At 65.5% G+C, this 13,752-nt stretch carries 16 protein-coding genes; 5 read left to right on the forward strand and 11 right to left on the reverse strand.

The annotated features are described in order from the left end of the window. Window positions 1–172 precede the first annotated feature (172 nt). On the forward strand, window positions 173–805 hold the full coding sequence (locus HNO51_RS13880; protein ID WP_209537674.1) for an OmpW/AlkL family protein: 633 nt from the start codon (window positions 173–175) through the stop codon (window positions 803–805). 64 nt (window positions 806–869) lie between these two features. Here HNO51_RS13880 and HNO51_RS13885 read toward each other — a convergent pair whose 3' ends face one another. The 5 genes from HNO51_RS13885 to HNO51_RS13905 all read right to left on the reverse strand — a co-directional run bounded on the left by HNO51_RS13885 (window position 870) and on the right by HNO51_RS13905 (window position 3,994). Further along, window positions 870–1,370: a gamma-glutamylcyclotransferase family protein gene (locus tag HNO51_RS13885; protein WP_209537675.1), complete on the reverse strand. Its 501-nt coding sequence runs from the start codon at window positions 1,368–1,370 to the stop codon at window positions 870–872. A 32-nt stretch (window positions 1,371–1,402) separates the two neighbouring features. Continuing rightward, window positions 1,403–1,735, reverse strand: a complete 333-nt coding sequence (locus HNO51_RS13890; RefSeq protein WP_209537676.1) for a YqcC family protein — start codon at window positions 1,733–1,735, stop codon at window positions 1,403–1,405. 68 nt (window positions 1,736–1,803) lie between these two features. After that, window positions 1,804–2,550 (reverse strand): amino acid ABC transporter ATP-binding protein, encoded by a 747-nt coding sequence (locus HNO51_RS13895; protein ID WP_209537677.1) that lies wholly within the window; start codon window positions 2,548–2,550, stop codon window positions 1,804–1,806. Beyond that, window positions 2,547–3,221: an amino acid ABC transporter permease gene (locus HNO51_RS13900; RefSeq protein ID WP_197447900.1), complete on the reverse strand. Its 675-nt coding sequence runs from the start codon at window positions 3,219–3,221 to the stop codon at window positions 2,547–2,549. The genes HNO51_RS13895 and HNO51_RS13900 overlap by 4 nt, the downstream gene beginning before the upstream one ends. A gap of 17 nt (window positions 3,222–3,238) precedes the next feature. Next, entirely contained in the window at window positions 3,239–3,994 is a 756-nt protein-coding gene (locus HNO51_RS13905) for an amino acid ABC transporter substrate-binding protein (protein ID WP_197447901.1), read from the reverse strand. Window positions 3,995–4,313: 319 nt separating this feature from the next. Between HNO51_RS13905 and HNO51_RS13910 the strand changes: the two genes are divergently transcribed. From HNO51_RS13910 to HNO51_RS13925, 4 genes are all read left to right on the forward strand, one after another. Further along, the gene (locus tag HNO51_RS13910; protein WP_209537678.1) at window positions 4,314–5,345 is read left to right on the forward strand and encodes a DUF3549 family protein; all 1,032 of its coding nucleotides are present in this window, start codon (window positions 4,314–4,316) and stop codon (window positions 5,343–5,345) included. A 36-nt stretch (window positions 5,346–5,381) separates the two neighbouring features. After that, window positions 5,382–5,819 carry an ATP-dependent zinc protease family protein gene (locus HNO51_RS13915; protein WP_197447903.1) on the forward strand — a complete coding sequence of 146 codons (438 nt, stop codon included), beginning with the start codon at window positions 5,382–5,384 and terminating at the stop codon, window positions 5,817–5,819. Window positions 5,820–5,848: 29 nt separating this feature from the next. Then, on the forward strand, window positions 5,849–6,757 hold the full coding sequence (rimK, locus tag HNO51_RS13920) for a 30S ribosomal protein S6--L-glutamate ligase (protein WP_197447904.1): 909 nt from the start codon (window positions 5,849–5,851) through the stop codon (window positions 6,755–6,757). 110 nt (window positions 6,758–6,867) lie between these two features. Continuing rightward, window positions 6,868–7,311 carry a hypothetical protein gene (locus tag HNO51_RS13925; protein ID WP_197447905.1) on the forward strand — a complete coding sequence of 148 codons (444 nt, stop codon included), beginning with the start codon at window positions 6,868–6,870 and terminating at the stop codon, window positions 7,309–7,311. 15 nt (window positions 7,312–7,326) lie between these two features. On the opposite strand, the gene HNO51_RS13930 is transcribed toward HNO51_RS13925, so the two are convergent. The 6 genes from HNO51_RS13930 to sufB form a co-directional block, all read right to left on the reverse strand. Next, the gene (locus HNO51_RS13930; protein ID WP_197447906.1) at window positions 7,327–8,052 is read right to left on the reverse strand and encodes a SanA/YdcF family protein; all 726 of its coding nucleotides are present in this window, start codon (window positions 8,050–8,052) and stop codon (window positions 7,327–7,329) included. A gap of 65 nt (window positions 8,053–8,117) precedes the next feature. Next, window positions 8,118–8,690, reverse strand: a complete 573-nt coding sequence (gene sufT, locus HNO51_RS13935; protein ID WP_197447907.1) for a putative Fe-S cluster assembly protein SufT — start codon at window positions 8,688–8,690, stop codon at window positions 8,118–8,120. 3 nt (window positions 8,691–8,693) lie between these two features. After that, the gene (locus HNO51_RS13940; protein ID WP_209537679.1) at window positions 8,694–9,953 is read right to left on the reverse strand and encodes a cysteine desulfurase; all 1,260 of its coding nucleotides are present in this window, start codon (window positions 9,951–9,953) and stop codon (window positions 8,694–8,696) included. Window positions 9,954–9,967: 14 nt separating this feature from the next. After that, window positions 9,968–11,335: a Fe-S cluster assembly protein SufD gene (sufD, locus tag HNO51_RS13945; RefSeq protein ID WP_197447909.1), complete on the reverse strand. Its 1,368-nt coding sequence runs from the start codon at window positions 11,333–11,335 to the stop codon at window positions 9,968–9,970. After that, window positions 11,332–12,084 (reverse strand): Fe-S cluster assembly ATPase SufC, encoded by a 753-nt coding sequence (gene sufC, locus HNO51_RS13950; RefSeq protein WP_197447910.1) that lies wholly within the window; start codon window positions 12,082–12,084, stop codon window positions 11,332–11,334. Before sufC ends, sufD begins: the two co-directional genes overlap by 4 nt. Before the next feature lie 199 nt (window positions 12,085–12,283). Continuing rightward, window positions 12,284–13,726: a Fe-S cluster assembly protein SufB gene (gene sufB / locus HNO51_RS13955; protein ID WP_197447911.1), complete on the reverse strand. Its 1,443-nt coding sequence runs from the start codon at window positions 13,724–13,726 to the stop codon at window positions 12,284–12,286. Between the last annotated feature and the right edge of the window lie 26 nt (window positions 13,727–13,752).

Genomic DNA, 13,752 nt, shown 5'->3' on the forward strand with positions numbered 1-13,752 from the left:
CCCACAGCTTTCCCATCTCGTCTTTCGGCATTAAAGAAATATTGTAAATACCTATTTAGTTGCCGAGACAACTATTGTCATGGGTCAATATTCCGCCGCCAAGCCCTGAGTAGACTGACTTCGTTTTGTTGGCAGCCCAGGCTGCTCCTTTGCTAACGACAGGAGTCGACTCATGCGCAAGCAAGCCCTTCCCTCCCTGTTCACCGCCGGCCTCACGGCGACGGCCCTTCTCGCCAGCAGCCAAGTGTTCGCCTACAACCAGGGCGACTTCATCACCCGCGTAGGCGTCGCCCATGTCGACCCCAAGAGCGGCAACGGCAGCCTGGCGGGCGGCGTGTTCGACGTCGATGTGGACAGCGATACCAACCTGGGGTTTACCCTGGGCTACCTGTTCCACGACAAGCTGGGCATCGAGCTGCTGGCGGCGCTGCCGTTCAAGCACGACATCGAACTCAACGGCGTCGAGGCCGCCTCCACCAAGCACCTGCCACCGACCCTGACCCTGCAGTACTACCCGCTGGGCGGCACCGGCACCCAAGTTCAGCCCTACGCTGGCGTCGGCCTCAACTACACCCACTTCTTCAGTGAAGAGATTGACGTCGATGACGTGGACCTGGAGCTCGACAGCTCCTGGGGGCTGGCCGGTCAGTTGGGACTCGACGTGCGCCTGAATGACAATTGGGGCGTCAATGCCGCGGCCTGGTACGTCGACATCGATACCGACGCCAGCCTGAACGGTACGGAGGTCGGCAAGGTGAGTATCGACCCCTGGGTCTTCATGGCCGGGATCAGCTATCGCTTCTGAGAACCCGCCTGAACGCCGCGAGGCCCGCCATGGCGGGCCTCATGCGTTTCCGGCCGCGACGGAGTCAGCGCGCAGAGTGACGCGACAGCCCGAGCAGCGCGAGCACGCGATCCTCCAGGCCGCCGATCGCCTCGACCCGAGCCAGGCGCCGGTGGTAGTCGGCGCTGAGGAAGGGCTCGCCGGCCAGCAGGTGATCGAGATACTCCCGCGCCGGCTTTAGCGCCTCGGCGGTGGTGCCGGGTGCAGCGATATAGACCCAGGCCTCGATCGGACCTTCCCGGGTAGCGATGGGCAGGCGATGCCGCTCGTACTCGTGCGGGTAGCCTTCGAAGGGGTCCATGCGTTCGATCTGAGCGGGCTCGAGCAGTTCGAACAGGGCACCCTCGACTCTCTCCCCTGCCGCCGGGGCCACGTTGGCATGGGCGAGGCCTGCGACCCGCGACGCCTTGTCGAAGCGCAGCGCATGATCGTCCAGCCTGCCCGGCAAGACGCGCCGTGTCGCGCCGATGCGGGCCTCGACCCGCGCCACGTTCATGTTGCTGCCATAGGCGAAGTAGTACGGCATGCGTTCCTCGTTGCGTGGGCGGACGCGCCGCTTCAGTTCTCGGTCACCAGGCGGTCGATCTCCTCGACGGCCTTGCACAGCAGCAGGCGATCGCTGGCACGGGCACCCTGCTGGGCCAGATAGGTGTCGACCACGGGCGCCACGTCGCACTTCGCCGGCATCGGCGCCTCGGCCTCGATCAGCGCATCGAGGCGGGCAATGAAGACGAAACGCAGCCACTGGGGCAAGGCCATGGTATCGATGCAGAACGGTTGCTGGCTCTCGTAGGCTTCCGGCGCCGGCGCACTCATACGCCACATGTTGGTGGCCTTCATCGTGGCCTCGAGACGGCGCAGTGCTACGTCGAGCTCCTCGTGAACGGTCATGGGGCCTCCTGTGGAACTGTGCCTCCATTATCGCACAACTCGGCCGGCCTCCCATCGGGCCGCATCGATCATGCGGGCTGTCCGGCCAGTATCTTGCGCAGGAAATCCCGCGTGCGCGGGTCGCGAGGCGCATTGAACAGCTGCGACGGCGGCCCCTGCTCGACGATGCGACCGCCTTCCATGAACACCACGCGATCCGCCACATCCCGGGCGAATCCCATCTCGTGAGTGACCACCAGCATGGTCTGGCGCTCACGGGCAAGCTGCTTCATCAGCGCGAGCACCTCCTCGACCCACTCCGGATCGAGCGAGGAGGTCGGCTCGTCGAACAGTATCACCTCGGCCTGGGCGGCCATGGCGCGTCCGATCCCGACCCGCTGCTGCTGACCGCCGGACAACGACGCCGGGTAGGCGTCCGCCTTGTCGGCCAGGCCGATGCGCTGCAGGATCTCCCCCGCGCGGGCATGCGCCTTGGCCTTGGGCCAGCGGTTGACCACGATCAGCCCCTCGGCGATGTTCTCGAGTGCCGTCTTGTTGGCGAACAGCGCATAGTTCTGGAACACGAATGCCGTGCGACGCCTCGCCGCCAGGATCTCGGCCCGGCTGACCCGGGTGACGTCGACGTCCAGGTCGCCGATGACCAGGCGGCCGGCATCCGGCCGTTCGAGAAAGTTGAGGCAGCGCAGCAGGGTCGACTTGCCGGTACCGGAAGGGCCGATCACGACGATGATTTCGCCCTGGTCGATTTCCAGGTCGATACCATCGAGCACGGTCGCGCTGCCGAAACGCTTGACGAGATTGGCGATCTTGATCATCTGCGGTAGGCCCTGTTGAGTCGCGTTTCCAGCCACTTCTGCAGCCAGGCCAGCAGCTCGACGATGATCCAGTACATGATCGCCACGGTGATGAAGGCCTCGAAGTAGAGGAAGCTGCCGGCCGCCTCCTTCTGGGTCGCCCCCATCAGCTCCGTGACACCCAGGGTGAAGGCCAGCGAGGTTGCCTTGATCATGTCGATGAAATAGTTCATCAGCGTCGGCACGGCCACGCGAGTGGCCTGGGGCAGCACGATGCGGCGCATCAGTTGGCCATTGGTCATGCCGATCGACAGGGCCGCCTCGGTCTGGCTGCGGTCGACCCCGACGATGGCCGCGCGTATCGACTCCGCCATGTAGGCCGAGAAGTGCAGCGTCAGCCCCATGATGGTGGCGGTGATGCCGTTGATCTGGGTCAGGAAGGCCAGCAGTTGGGGCAGGCCGTAGTAGAACAGAAACAGCTGGACCAGCAGCGGCGTGCCGCGAAAGAAGGAGATGAACAGCAGGGTCGCTGCGTTCAGCCCCGGCACCTTCAGCACGCGGATCACCGCCAGGCCGCAGGAGAGGAGCAGGGCCAGGGCCATACCTGCCGTCGCCATCTGCAGCGTGAGCGGCAGATAGCGCAGCAGGATGGGAATCAGCCCCAGCATGTAATCGAGATCGAGGACACGCATGATGAGCGCTCAGTGGGTCACGGACGTGTAATGTCGGTGCCGAACCAGCGCTCCGCAATGGATGCCAGGGTGCCGTTCTCGCGCAGGGTGGCAAGGGCTTCGTCGACCCGGTCACGCAGGGCACGATCCGCCTCGGTATCGCGGAAAGGCAGCGCGTTGCGGATGGTGGAGAATGGCTCGCCGGCGAGCTGTAACGGCAGTGAACGCTCCTGGATCACTTGGGTCGCGCTCACCCGGTCCATGACGAAGGCATCGACACGGCCCAGCGCGGTGTCCTGCTCGATATTGCTGTCGTAGGTGCGGATGTCGATCTCGTCGGCATAGGGCAGCTCGCGCAGCAGCTGTTCATAGTTCGAACCGAGGTTGACCGCGACCCGCCGGCCCTTCAGGTCCTCCACGCCTTCGATCTCCTCGTTGCCTGCCCTGACGACCACCTGGGCACCATCGTAGACGTACGGCTCGGTGAAGAGATATTTCGCCGCACGCTCTTCGGTAATGGTGATCTGGTTGGCAATGGTGTCGATGCGCCCCGACTCGAGCATGCCGAACAGTCCGGAGAAGTTGGCCGTCACGAAATCCACCTCGACGCCCAGTTCTTCGCCGAGCGCCCGCATGACATCCACTTCGAAGCCCTTGAGCGTGTCCTGCTCGACGAAAGTGAAGGGAAAGTAGCTCCCCGACATGCCCACCCTGAGCACATCGTCCTGAGCCTGCGCGCTACCCAGGGAGAGCGCGACGGAAAGAACCGCTGCAACGAGAAGACGCGATGTCATGATTGATCTCCATAAATATCGTTTTGGAATAGATATCGCCAATTGTTATTCGACTTTAGCAAAAAGCCGCCCATTAACCCACCGTCGCTTCATGGCATTTCGCTATGTCAGCCATAGCGTAGTCGCGCGTCGGAAGGTCATGCACAGATTCGCTGAAAGAGGCTGTGGATAAGCTCTGGAAAGCCGTCCCGGTAGCAGACAAGTCGCGGCTTTGCCAGGCATGGTCATTTCTTGACCAATCGTCGGCATGTCCAGGCGGGAGAGTGGCTGACAACTCCCCGGCCGTCACGGTAGAGTGCACGCTCAAAAGGGAGCCCCTATGCAACCGATCCACACCCTTCATGACTTCTTCGTGCGCACCGGTGCCGAGGTTCGTGTCTATCACATGGGCCGGCGGGTCGAGCCGTGCCCGCTCGACGCCCTCGCCGGCCTGGAGCAGGATGCCGCCCCCTGGCCTTTGCCCTGGCAGGGCCAGGCGCGCCTGGGCATCGTCTTCCGCTTCGGGGACCTCGTCGATCCGCTGATCTGGTTCCTCGCCCTGCCGCTGGACGAGCAGGGGCGACTGGTGCCGGCACCGCGCGATGCGTTCCTGCAGCGCCTGCTGGTCATCCTCGGACACAACGTGGATCGCGTGGGCCGTGAAGCCCAGGCCGGCGGCGAGATCGAGAACCTGATGCACGACAACCCCCTCGCCTTCACCCCGTCGCTGCCCTTCCAGGCCATGCTGCATGCTTATGCCACGCGCGACACCGGCAGGCCGGCAAGCTCGCACCTGGAGCCGGTGGAAGCCTACCTCAGCGGCCAGCAGCAGGTGGACTGGCAGTTCCTCGGCCTGCAGGGGCTGGCCGATTTCGCCGTTCGCCTAGACGAGGAAGCCGCGCGCCTGCTCGCTTCGACCCTGCCTGGCCTGCCCGACGAAGTGCTGCATTCGCTGTGCTACTGTCTAGAGCATGTCGCCGTGCCCGAGGCGCTCGCCCTGGCGCTGCGGGATCGGGGAGAGCGGGCGGCGGCCACTGGCCACCTGGAGACGCTGTGTGCCTGCGTCAGGGCCGTGGGCGGCGCCGACACGGCGATCGTCGGCTCCTGGTTCGATGCGCTGCTGTCCGATCCGGCGGCCTGCGGCCCCGACCTGCTGGCGGCGATGGCCGGTCGCGGCTGGGAGCACCTCGAGAATGGCCAGCGCCTGCCCCGTTTCCTGGAGCGCCTGGCCGCGCAGCCGCAGGCGGATTTCGCCAGCGTGGCCCGCGACCTGGCGCTGATCCCGCGCCTGCGCCTGCCGGTGCTGGTGACGCTGCGTGAAGCCCGGCAGGACTCCGCCATCGGCCGGCGCCTGGCCGGCCTGGGCCAATGAGCCTGGCGCCATGCAACGACAGCTGGAAATGACGCGATGAAGGAACTGCCTTATATTCCCAAGGCCGTGATCGGTCGCCTGGAAATGGTCACCCTGCCGACCATCGGCATGACCGTCTGCGCCAAGATCGACACCGGGGCCCGCACCTCGGCCCTGCATGCCGAGGACATCGAGATCTTCGAGGAGGAGGGCCACCTCTGGGTCAGCTTCACGACCCGCAGCGGAGGGCTGGAGTCGCCACCGCACGCCTACCGCACCCACCTGCACGATCGCCGCAAGGTGACGAGCTCCAACGGACACAAGGAGTGGCGCTACGTGATTCGCACGCCGATGCAGCTGGGCGAGCTGGAAGTGATGGTGGAACTGACCCTGGCCGATCGCAGTGACATGCGCTACCCCATGCTGCTCGGCCGTCGCGCGCTGCGGCGTTTACTCGTGGCGCCCGGCGTTACCTTCCTGCATGGCGAACCTTGACCCCCGGCCCTGCCGCCTCGGAGCCCACGATGCATATCGCGCTGCTGTCCCGCAATCGCAATCTCTACTCCACGCGACGCCTGGTGGAAGCCGCCGAACAGCGCGGCCACAAGGTACGGGTGATCGACACCCTGCGCTGCTACATGAGCATTGCCGCGCATCACCCCTCGATCCACTACAAGGGTGAGGAGATCGAGCGCTTCGACGCGGTGGTGCCACGTATCGGCGCTTCGGTGACCTTCTACGGCTGCGCCGTGCTGCGCCAGTTCGAGATGATGGGCACCTACGTGCTCAACGATTCGGTCGCCATCACCCGCTCGCGCGACAAGCTGCGTTCGCTGCAGCTGCTGTCGCGCAAGGGGCTGGGGCTGCCGATCACCGGCTTCGCCCATTCGCCGGATGACATCCCCGATTTGATCACCATGGTCAAGGGCGCGCCGCTGGTGATCAAGCTGCTGGAGGGCACCCAGGGCATCGGCGTGGTGCTGGCCGAGACCAACCAGGCCGCCGAGTCGGTGATCCAGGCCTTCATGGGCATGAAGGCCAACATCATGGTGCAGGAGTACATCAAGGAAGCCCGCGGCGCCGACATCCGCTGCTTCGTGATCGGCGACAAGGTGGTCGCTTCGATGAAGCGACAGGCGGCCGAGGGCGAGTTCCGCTCCAATCTTCATCGCGGCGGCACGGCCAGCCTGATCCGCATCACGCCGGAGGAACGCTCCACAGCGATCCGCGCGGCCAAGGCCATGGGCCTGAGAGTGGCCGGTGTCGACCTGCTGCGCTCGAACCACGGCCCGGTGATCATGGAGGTCAATTCCTCGCCGGGGCTGCAGGGCATCGAGACCGCCACCGGCAAGGACATCGCCGGCCTGATCATCGAGCACATCGAGAAGAATGCCGCCGCTCCACGCAAGGCCCCGCCTAAGCCCAAGGGGTAATTGCGAGAAAAGGGCCAGTATTTGTAGAAAGGCTACATATTTTGTCCGCGGGGGTAGCAAAACAGTGTTTCCCCCGCCACAATCTGCGTCACCGGAGGAGGTGACCGCTCATGTTTCTCGACAATCGCCAAGTGGCGATGGACAGCGTTCTGGAAGCGCTGGCTGACAGCATCGACTATTTTCAGGACAACCTCGAGCGCCTGCGCCCTTCCCTGCGCGAAACGCTCAAGCCTCACTACGAAGCCCGCGCCCAGACGATGCACAAGCTGCAGGAGCTGGCCAGGCAGCATCTCAAGCTGCTGCCGCGCGATGCCGACGTCGAGCGTGACGACTACATGTGGCTATGGAGCCGCCTGAAGAGTTTCGTCGGCAACGAGAGCCAGGTGGTCATCGGCGAGCTGCTGGAGCAGGAGCGCGTCTTGATGCAGGCCCTGGCCACGCTCTATACCCACCCGCTGCCCAATCCGCTCGAACCGATCGTCGAGCAGTGCTGGAGGGACTGCCGGGCGTTGATTCGCGAACTCTATCGTCAGCAGAAGCCGCGCCGCCGCTGAGTTCCGGCCGGGCGGTCACGGCGACTCGGTCTCCTCCGGCGCCGGCTCCAGGTCGAGCAGTTGGCGCCACACCGGCGGCGCGATCTGCAGCGGCTCGAGCGGCCCCAGGAAGTACGGCTCCCGGCCCCATACGTAGAGATCGCCCACGGTGGCCGCTCGCGCCACCCACTCCCGCGCCTGAAGCCGCCACAGGCCCGCCACCGGGCGCGACGGCGCGCTGCAGCCATGCGCCTCGAGGCCGAGCGCATCGGCAATGAACAGCGCACGCGGCAGATGCCACGCCTGGGTGACCAGCAGCACCCGGTCGACGCCGAACACGTCCCGCGCCCGCGCCAGCGTATCGAAGGTGCTGAACCCGGCGTAGTCGAGGGTCATGTCCTCGTCGCGCACGTGCTGGGCACGCAGGTCGCGCCACATGGTAATGGGCTCGTTGTACTGCCGGGTACGGTTGTCGCCGGAGAGCAGCAGATGCTCGACCCGGCTCAACCGCATCAGGCGGGAGGCGGCGTTGATGCGCGCGTCGAAGTGCGGATTGCGCACGCCGCTGCGGGTCCAGTGGGAAGTCCCGAAGACGATGCCCACGCGCTCGGGACCGCACAAGGGCAGCTCATGTTCGATACGCCCCTGGGTCTGCGCCAGAACCCATAGATTGGCGCCGACGAACAGCAGCACGGCGAGCAGCAGCAGCGCGCCGAGCGACATCAGAAGGAACTTGAAGGTTTTCCACAACAGCGCCTGCATTCACCGTCACCGGACCAGGAATCACGAAGCCCCGCCACCGCCAGCGAGCGGCCCGGGGCCAGCCGCTAGAACATGCCGAGTTCCAGCTTCGCCTCGTCGCTCATCATCTCACGGCTCCAGGGCGGATCGAAGACGATCTCGGTGTGCACGCGACTGATCTGGGGGGCACCGAGGATCTTGTTGCGCGCATCGGCGGCAATCACGTCGCCCATGCCGCAGCCCGGCGCGGTCAGGGTCATGCGAATGGTGACGATACGCTCGCCGCTGATCAGTCGCTCGATGCGGCAACCGTAGACCAGCCCCAGGTCGACAATGTTGACCGGGATCTCGGGGTCGAAGCAGGTGCGCAGCTGATCCCAGACGAACTGCTCGATCTCCTCGTCCGTGGCATCCTCGGGCAGGGTCGGCCGCGGCAACGGCTCGAGCCCCAGGGCATCGAGATTGCTGCCCTCGATCAGGTAGAGCCGGCCCTCGTAGCCGACGCTGACCGAGCTGCCCTTGGCCTGCATCACGCTGACCACGCTGTCTTCGGGCAGCGTCACGGTCTTGCCGAAGGGGATCGAGATGGCGTCCACGTCGCGCTGCAGCGGCAGCGTCTGGCCCTTCTGCAGGCTGGCGATCTGTTCGATGGTCGACATGGCTCAGCGCACCATGCCGATGACGCGTTCGAGGGCGTCGGCGAAGGCCTCGACCTCTTCCAGCGTGTTGTAGGCGGCAAACGACGCCCGGCAGGTCGCCGTCACGCCGAAGTGTGCCAGCAGCGGCTGCGCACAGTGGTTGCCGGTGCGAATGGCCACGCCGAGCTGGTCGATCAGCAGCGCGATATCCTGCGAGTGGGCGCCATCGACGACGAAGGAGAGCACGCCGGCCTTGTCCGGGGCGGTGCCCAGGATTCGCAGCCCGTCGATGCGCGACACCGCGGCGGTGGCACGCTCGAGCAGCCCTGCCTCCCAGGCGCCGATACGCTCGATGCCCGCGCCGTCGACCCAGTCCAGCGCCACGCCGAGCGCGATCACCTCGGCAATGGCCGGTGTACCGGCCTCGAACTTGTGGGGAATGTCAGCAAAAGTGGTGGGCACGTCGAAGGAGACGCTCTTGATCATCTCGCCGCCGCCCTGCCACGGCGGCATCGCCTCGAGCAGCTCGGCCCTGGCGTAGAGCGCCCCCGCCCCCGTCGGGCCATACACCTTGTGGCCGGAGAAGGCGTAGAAATCGGCCTCGATGGCGCGCACGTCGACGCGCTGGTGCGGCACCGCCTGGGCACCGTCGACCAGGATCAGGGCACCGTGCTCGTGGGCGACGGTCGCCATCTCGCGCACCGGGTTGACGGTGCCGAAGGCATTGGAGACGTGATTCACGGCCACCAGCTTCGTACGCTCGGTGAACAGCGCGCGATAGGCGTCGAGATCGAGCACGCCGCGCTCATCCACCGGAATTACCTTGACTTTGATGCCGAGCTGGGTGGCCAGGAGCTGCCACGGCACGATGTTGGAGTGATGCTCGAGCAGCGAGACCACTACCTCGTCGCCGGCCACGAGGTTGGCCCGGCCCCAGCTGTTGGCCACCAGGTTGATCGCCTCGGTGGTGCCGCGGGTGAAGACGATCTCGCGGCGGTCGGCGGCATTCAGGAAATCGCGCACCGTCTCGCGAGTCGCTTCGTAGGCCGCCGTCGCCTCGTCGGCCAGGGTATGCAGGCCGCGATGGATGTTGGCGTTGTAGCGGCTGAAGTAGTCGCGGAAGGTGTCGATCACCGCCAGCGGCGTCTGGCTGGTGGCGGCATTGTCGAAATAGATCAGCGGGCGGCCGTGCACCTGCCGCTCGAGAATCGGGAACTGGGCGCGAATCCCGGCCACGTCGAAGGCCGGTGCGCTGAGCGGTCGCTCGGTGGCCAGGTGGTTCATCGCTCTCTCCTCGCTCACTCGTCGTGCAGGGCCATGGAGGCTTCCACCAGCCCGGCCAGGTTGAAGCGCTCCGGCAGCTTACCGGCCACCGCCAGCTCCACCCGTTCGGCAACGGCGTCCAGGTCGACCAGTTCCATCACCTCGCCGGCGAAGGCCAGGGTCAGCAGGCCACGCGCCGTCTGCTCGTCGATGCCGCGGGTACGCAGGGCATAGACCGCCTCTTCGTCGAGCTGCCCGGTAGTGGTGCCGTGGGAGCACTTGACGTCGTCGGCGTAGATCTCCAGCTCCGGCTTGGCGTCGATCTCGGCGCGATCGGAGAGCAGCAGGTTGGCGTTGCTCTGGTAGCCCTCGATCTTCTGGCTGTCGCGCTTGACCACCACCTTGCCGTTGAACACGCCGCGGGCGCGGTCGTCGAGGATGCCCTTGTAGTTCTCGTTGGAGAAGGTACGCGGGGCGTTGTGGTTGGCCAGGGTGTGGTTGTCGATGTGCTGGCGCCCCTGGCCGTAGAACAGGCCGTAGAAGTTGGCCTCGGCCCCCTCGCCGTTGAGTTCGCCGATCAGGTCGTTGCGCACCAGCCCGCCGCCCAGGTTCAGGTTGAACGAGGTGTAGCGGCTGTCGCGGTTCTGCTCGACGTGGATGCTGGCCACGTGGAGGTCGCCGAGTGCAGCCTCCTGCAGCTTGTAGTGGGTCAGGATCGCCCCGCGGTCGAGCATCAGCTCGGCCACCAGGTTGGTGAAGTTGGCCGCCTCGCTCTCGCCGACGTGATGCTCGATCAGCGTGGCCTGGCTGCGGGAACCGGCCTCGACCAGGATGCGCGGGTGGCTCATCACCGGCGCGGTGTTGGCCCGTGACAGGAACTGCAGCAGGATCGGCTTCTCCACCACGCTGCCCGGCGCCAGGCGCACCACGGCGCCCTCCTCCATGAAGGCGGTGTTGAGCGCCGAGAACGGCGAGAACTCGACCCCGGTCAACCGCCCCAGCGGGCCGCCTACGGCCTCGTGATTCTCGACCAGCGCCTGGGACAACGGCAGCACGGCGACGCCGCGTGGCAGCTCGCCCAGATCGGAGAGCGCCGGCGAGAACACGCCGTCGACGAAGGTCAGCCGATGCGCCTCGATGGGCAGCGTCAGCGCCGCAGCCGAGGCGGGTGAGAACTCGGCGCTGTCGGTCAGCGCGAAGTCGCCGCGGGCGATCGCGCGCACGTCGGTGTACTTCCACGCCTCGTCGCGACGGGTGGGGAAGCCGAGCGCCTCGAAGCGAGCCGCCCCGGCCTGGCGCCGCGCGGCGATCCAGGTCGGCTCCTGCCCGCGGGAGGCACTGCGCTCCGCGAGACGGTCGAGGAAGGTTTTCACCTCGCTTGACTGTTGTTCGACATCGCTCATGCAGCAGACTCCTCCACGACCCAGTCATAGCCGCGGGATTCCAGCTCCTTGGCCAGCTCGGCGTCGCCGCTCTTGGCGATACGGCCATCGACCAGCACGTGGACGCGGTCGGGCACGATGTAGTCGAGCAGGCGCTGATAGTGGGTCACCAGCAGGATGGCGCGCTTCTCGTCACGCAGCGAGTTGACCCCATCGGCCACCACGCGCATGGCGTCGATGTCGAGGCCGGAGTCGATCTCGTCGAGCATGGCCAGCCTGGGCTGCAGCACCAGCATCTGCAGGATCTCGTTGCGCTTCTTCTCGCCGCCCGAAAAGCCCTCGTTGACGGCGCGCTGCAGGAAGCTGGCGTCCATCTTCATCTGCGCCAGTTTCTCCTTGACCAGCTTCATGAACTCCGGTGCCGGGATCTCGCCCTCGCCGCGCGCCTCGCGCTGGGCGTTGAGCGCCGCCTTGAGCAGGTAGATGTTCTTCACCCCGGGGATCTCCACCGGGTACTGGAAGCCCAGCAGCAAGCCCGCCTGGGCGCGCTCCTCGACCTCCATCTCCAGCACGTCCCGGCCCTCGAAGGTGATCGACCCCTGGGTCACTTCATAGCCATCCTTGCCCGCGATCACCGCCGAAAGGGTCGACTTGCCGGCCCCGTTGGGGCCCATGATGGCGTGCACTTCCCCGGCGTTGATGGTCAGGTTGAGGCCCTTGAGGATGTTCTTGCCTTCCACCTTGACGTGCAGATCCTTGACTTCGAGCATCTTGAGTACCTTTTCGATTCTGGCGAGCCGTAAAGCGACCCGGAAAATAATTCATCCAGCCCAGCGAAACGAGCGAGCGGCGTCTGGACAAGGCGAGCGCGGAAGAGAGTAGCGGAGTTTACGACTGTAAATGAGCATTCTCGAATCCGCGCTCAACGCCGTACAGGCGTCGCGTAGCCGTTTCCTTAGCCAAAGCGCTTTAACCCACGGCACCTTCCAGGGTGACGTTCAGGAGCGCCTCGGCCTCGACGGCAAACTCCATCGGCAGCTCCTGGAACACGTCCTTGCAGAAGCCGTTGACGATCATGCTGACCGCATCCTCCTCGGAGATGCCGCGGCTCTGGCAGTAGAACAGCTGGTCCTCACCGATCTTGGAAGTGGTCGCCTCGTGCTCGATGGTCGCGGTGCTGTTGCCGATCTCCTGGTACGGGAAGGTGTGGGCACCGCACTGGTCGCCGATCAGCAGCGAGTCGCACTGGGTGAAATTGCGCGCGCCCTTGGCTCGCGGGCCGATCTTGACCAACCCGCGATAAGACTGATTGCTGCGCCCGGCGGAAATGCCCTTGGAAACGATGTAGGAGCGCGTCCCCTCGCCGATGTGGATCATCTTGGTCCCGGTGTCGGCCTGCTGGCGTCCGTTGGTCACCGCTACCGAGTAGAACTCGCCGATGCTCTCCTTGCCGCGCAGCACGCAGGAGGGGTACTTCCAGGTGATGGCGGAGCCGGTCTCGACCTGGGTCCAGCTGATGCGCGAGCGGTCGCCGCGACAGTCACCGCGCTTGGTGACGAAGTTGTAGATGCCGCCCTTGCCGTCCTCGTCGCCGGGGTACCAGTTCTGCACCGTGGAGTACTTGATGTAGGCGTCGTCCAGTGCCACCAGCTCGACCACCGCCGCGTGGAGCTGGTTCTCGTCGCGCATCGGCGCGGTACAGCCCTCCAGGTAGGAGACCTGGGCGCCCTCCTCGCAGATGATCAGGGTGCGCTCGAACTGGCCGGTGTTGGCCGCGTTGATGCGGAAATAGGTGGAGAGCTCCATCGGGCAGGTGACGCCCTTGGGCACGAAGACGAAGGAGCCGTCGGTGAACACCGCCGAATTGAGCGCGGCGAAGTAGTTGTCCGCTACCGGCACCACCGTGCCCAGGTACTGCTTGATCAGCTCCGGGTAGTCACGGATCGCTTCGGAGATCGAGCAGAAGATCACCCCCGCCTCGTGCAGCTTCTCCTTGAAGGTGGTGGTCACCGACACGGAGTCGAACACCGCATCCACCGCCACGCCGGCCAGCGCGGCGCGTTCATGCAGCGGGATACCCAGCTTCTCGTAGGTCTCGAGCAGCTTGGGGTCGACCTCGTCGAGGCTCTGCGGACGATCCTCGGGGCGCTTGGGCGCGCTGTAGTAGGAGATCGCCTGGTAGTCGATCGGCGGGTACTCCAGGTGCGCCCAGGAGGGCGACGTCATCTTGAGCCACTGGTGGTAGGCCTTGAGGCGCCACTCGAGCATCCACTCGGGCTCGCCCTTTTTGTTGGAAATGAAGGCGATAACGCTCTCGTCGAGCCCCGGCGGTACCGTATCGCTCTCGATGTCCGTCACGAACCCTTCTTTGTACTCGCGGCGGACAAGCTGTTCCATTTCCTGACTTGCCATGGTCTCTCCCCTCCCGGGCGGTTGGG

The sequence above is a fragment of the Billgrantia sulfidoxydans genome (assembly GCF_017868775.1).
Lineage (GTDB): Bacteria > Pseudomonadota > Gammaproteobacteria > Pseudomonadales > Halomonadaceae > Halomonas > Halomonas sulfidoxydans.

Bases quoted from the DNA above. Each gene is read 5' to 3' on its own strand.
- HNO51_RS13880 (WP_209537674.1), top strand. From the start codon at position 173: ATGCGCAAGCAAGCCCTTCCCTCCCTGTTCACCGCCGGCCTCACGGCG.
- HNO51_RS13885 (WP_209537675.1), bottom strand. From the start codon at position 1,370: ATGCCGTACTACTTCGCCTATGGCAGCAACATGAACGTGGCGCGGGTC.
- HNO51_RS13890 (WP_209537676.1), bottom strand. From the start codon at position 1,735: ATGACCGTTCACGAGGAGCTCGACGTAGCACTGCGCCGTCTCGAGGCC.
- HNO51_RS13895 (WP_209537677.1), bottom strand. From the start codon at position 2,550: ATGATCAAGATCGCCAATCTCGTCAAGCGTTTCGGCAGCGCGACCGTG.
- HNO51_RS13900 (WP_197447900.1), bottom strand. From the start codon at position 3,221: ATGCGTGTCCTCGATCTCGATTACATGCTGGGGCTGATTCCCATCCTG.
- HNO51_RS13905 (WP_197447901.1), bottom strand. From the start codon at position 3,994: ATGACATCGCGTCTTCTCGTTGCAGCGGTTCTTTCCGTCGCGCTCTCC.
- HNO51_RS13910 (WP_209537678.1), top strand. From the start codon at position 4,314: ATGCAACCGATCCACACCCTTCATGACTTCTTCGTGCGCACCGGTGCC.
- HNO51_RS13915 (WP_197447903.1), top strand. From the start codon at position 5,382: ATGAAGGAACTGCCTTATATTCCCAAGGCCGTGATCGGTCGCCTGGAA.
- rimK (WP_197447904.1), top strand. From the start codon at position 5,849: ATGCATATCGCGCTGCTGTCCCGCAATCGCAATCTCTACTCCACGCGA.
- HNO51_RS13925 (WP_197447905.1), top strand. From the start codon at position 6,868: ATGTTTCTCGACAATCGCCAAGTGGCGATGGACAGCGTTCTGGAAGCG.
- HNO51_RS13930 (WP_197447906.1), bottom strand. From the start codon at position 8,052: ATGCAGGCGCTGTTGTGGAAAACCTTCAAGTTCCTTCTGATGTCGCTC.
- sufT (WP_197447907.1), bottom strand. From the start codon at position 8,690: ATGTCGACCATCGAACAGATCGCCAGCCTGCAGAAGGGCCAGACGCTG.
- HNO51_RS13940 (WP_209537679.1), bottom strand. From the start codon at position 9,953: ATGAACCACCTGGCCACCGAGCGACCGCTCAGCGCACCGGCCTTCGAC.
- sufD (WP_197447909.1), bottom strand. From the start codon at position 11,335: ATGAGCGATGTCGAACAACAGTCAAGCGAGGTGAAAACCTTCCTCGAC.
- sufC (WP_197447910.1), bottom strand. From the start codon at position 12,084: ATGCTCGAAGTCAAGGATCTGCACGTCAAGGTGGAAGGCAAGAACATC.
- sufB (WP_197447911.1), bottom strand. From the start codon at position 13,726: ATGGCAAGTCAGGAAATGGAACAGCTTGTCCGCCGCGAGTACAAAGAA.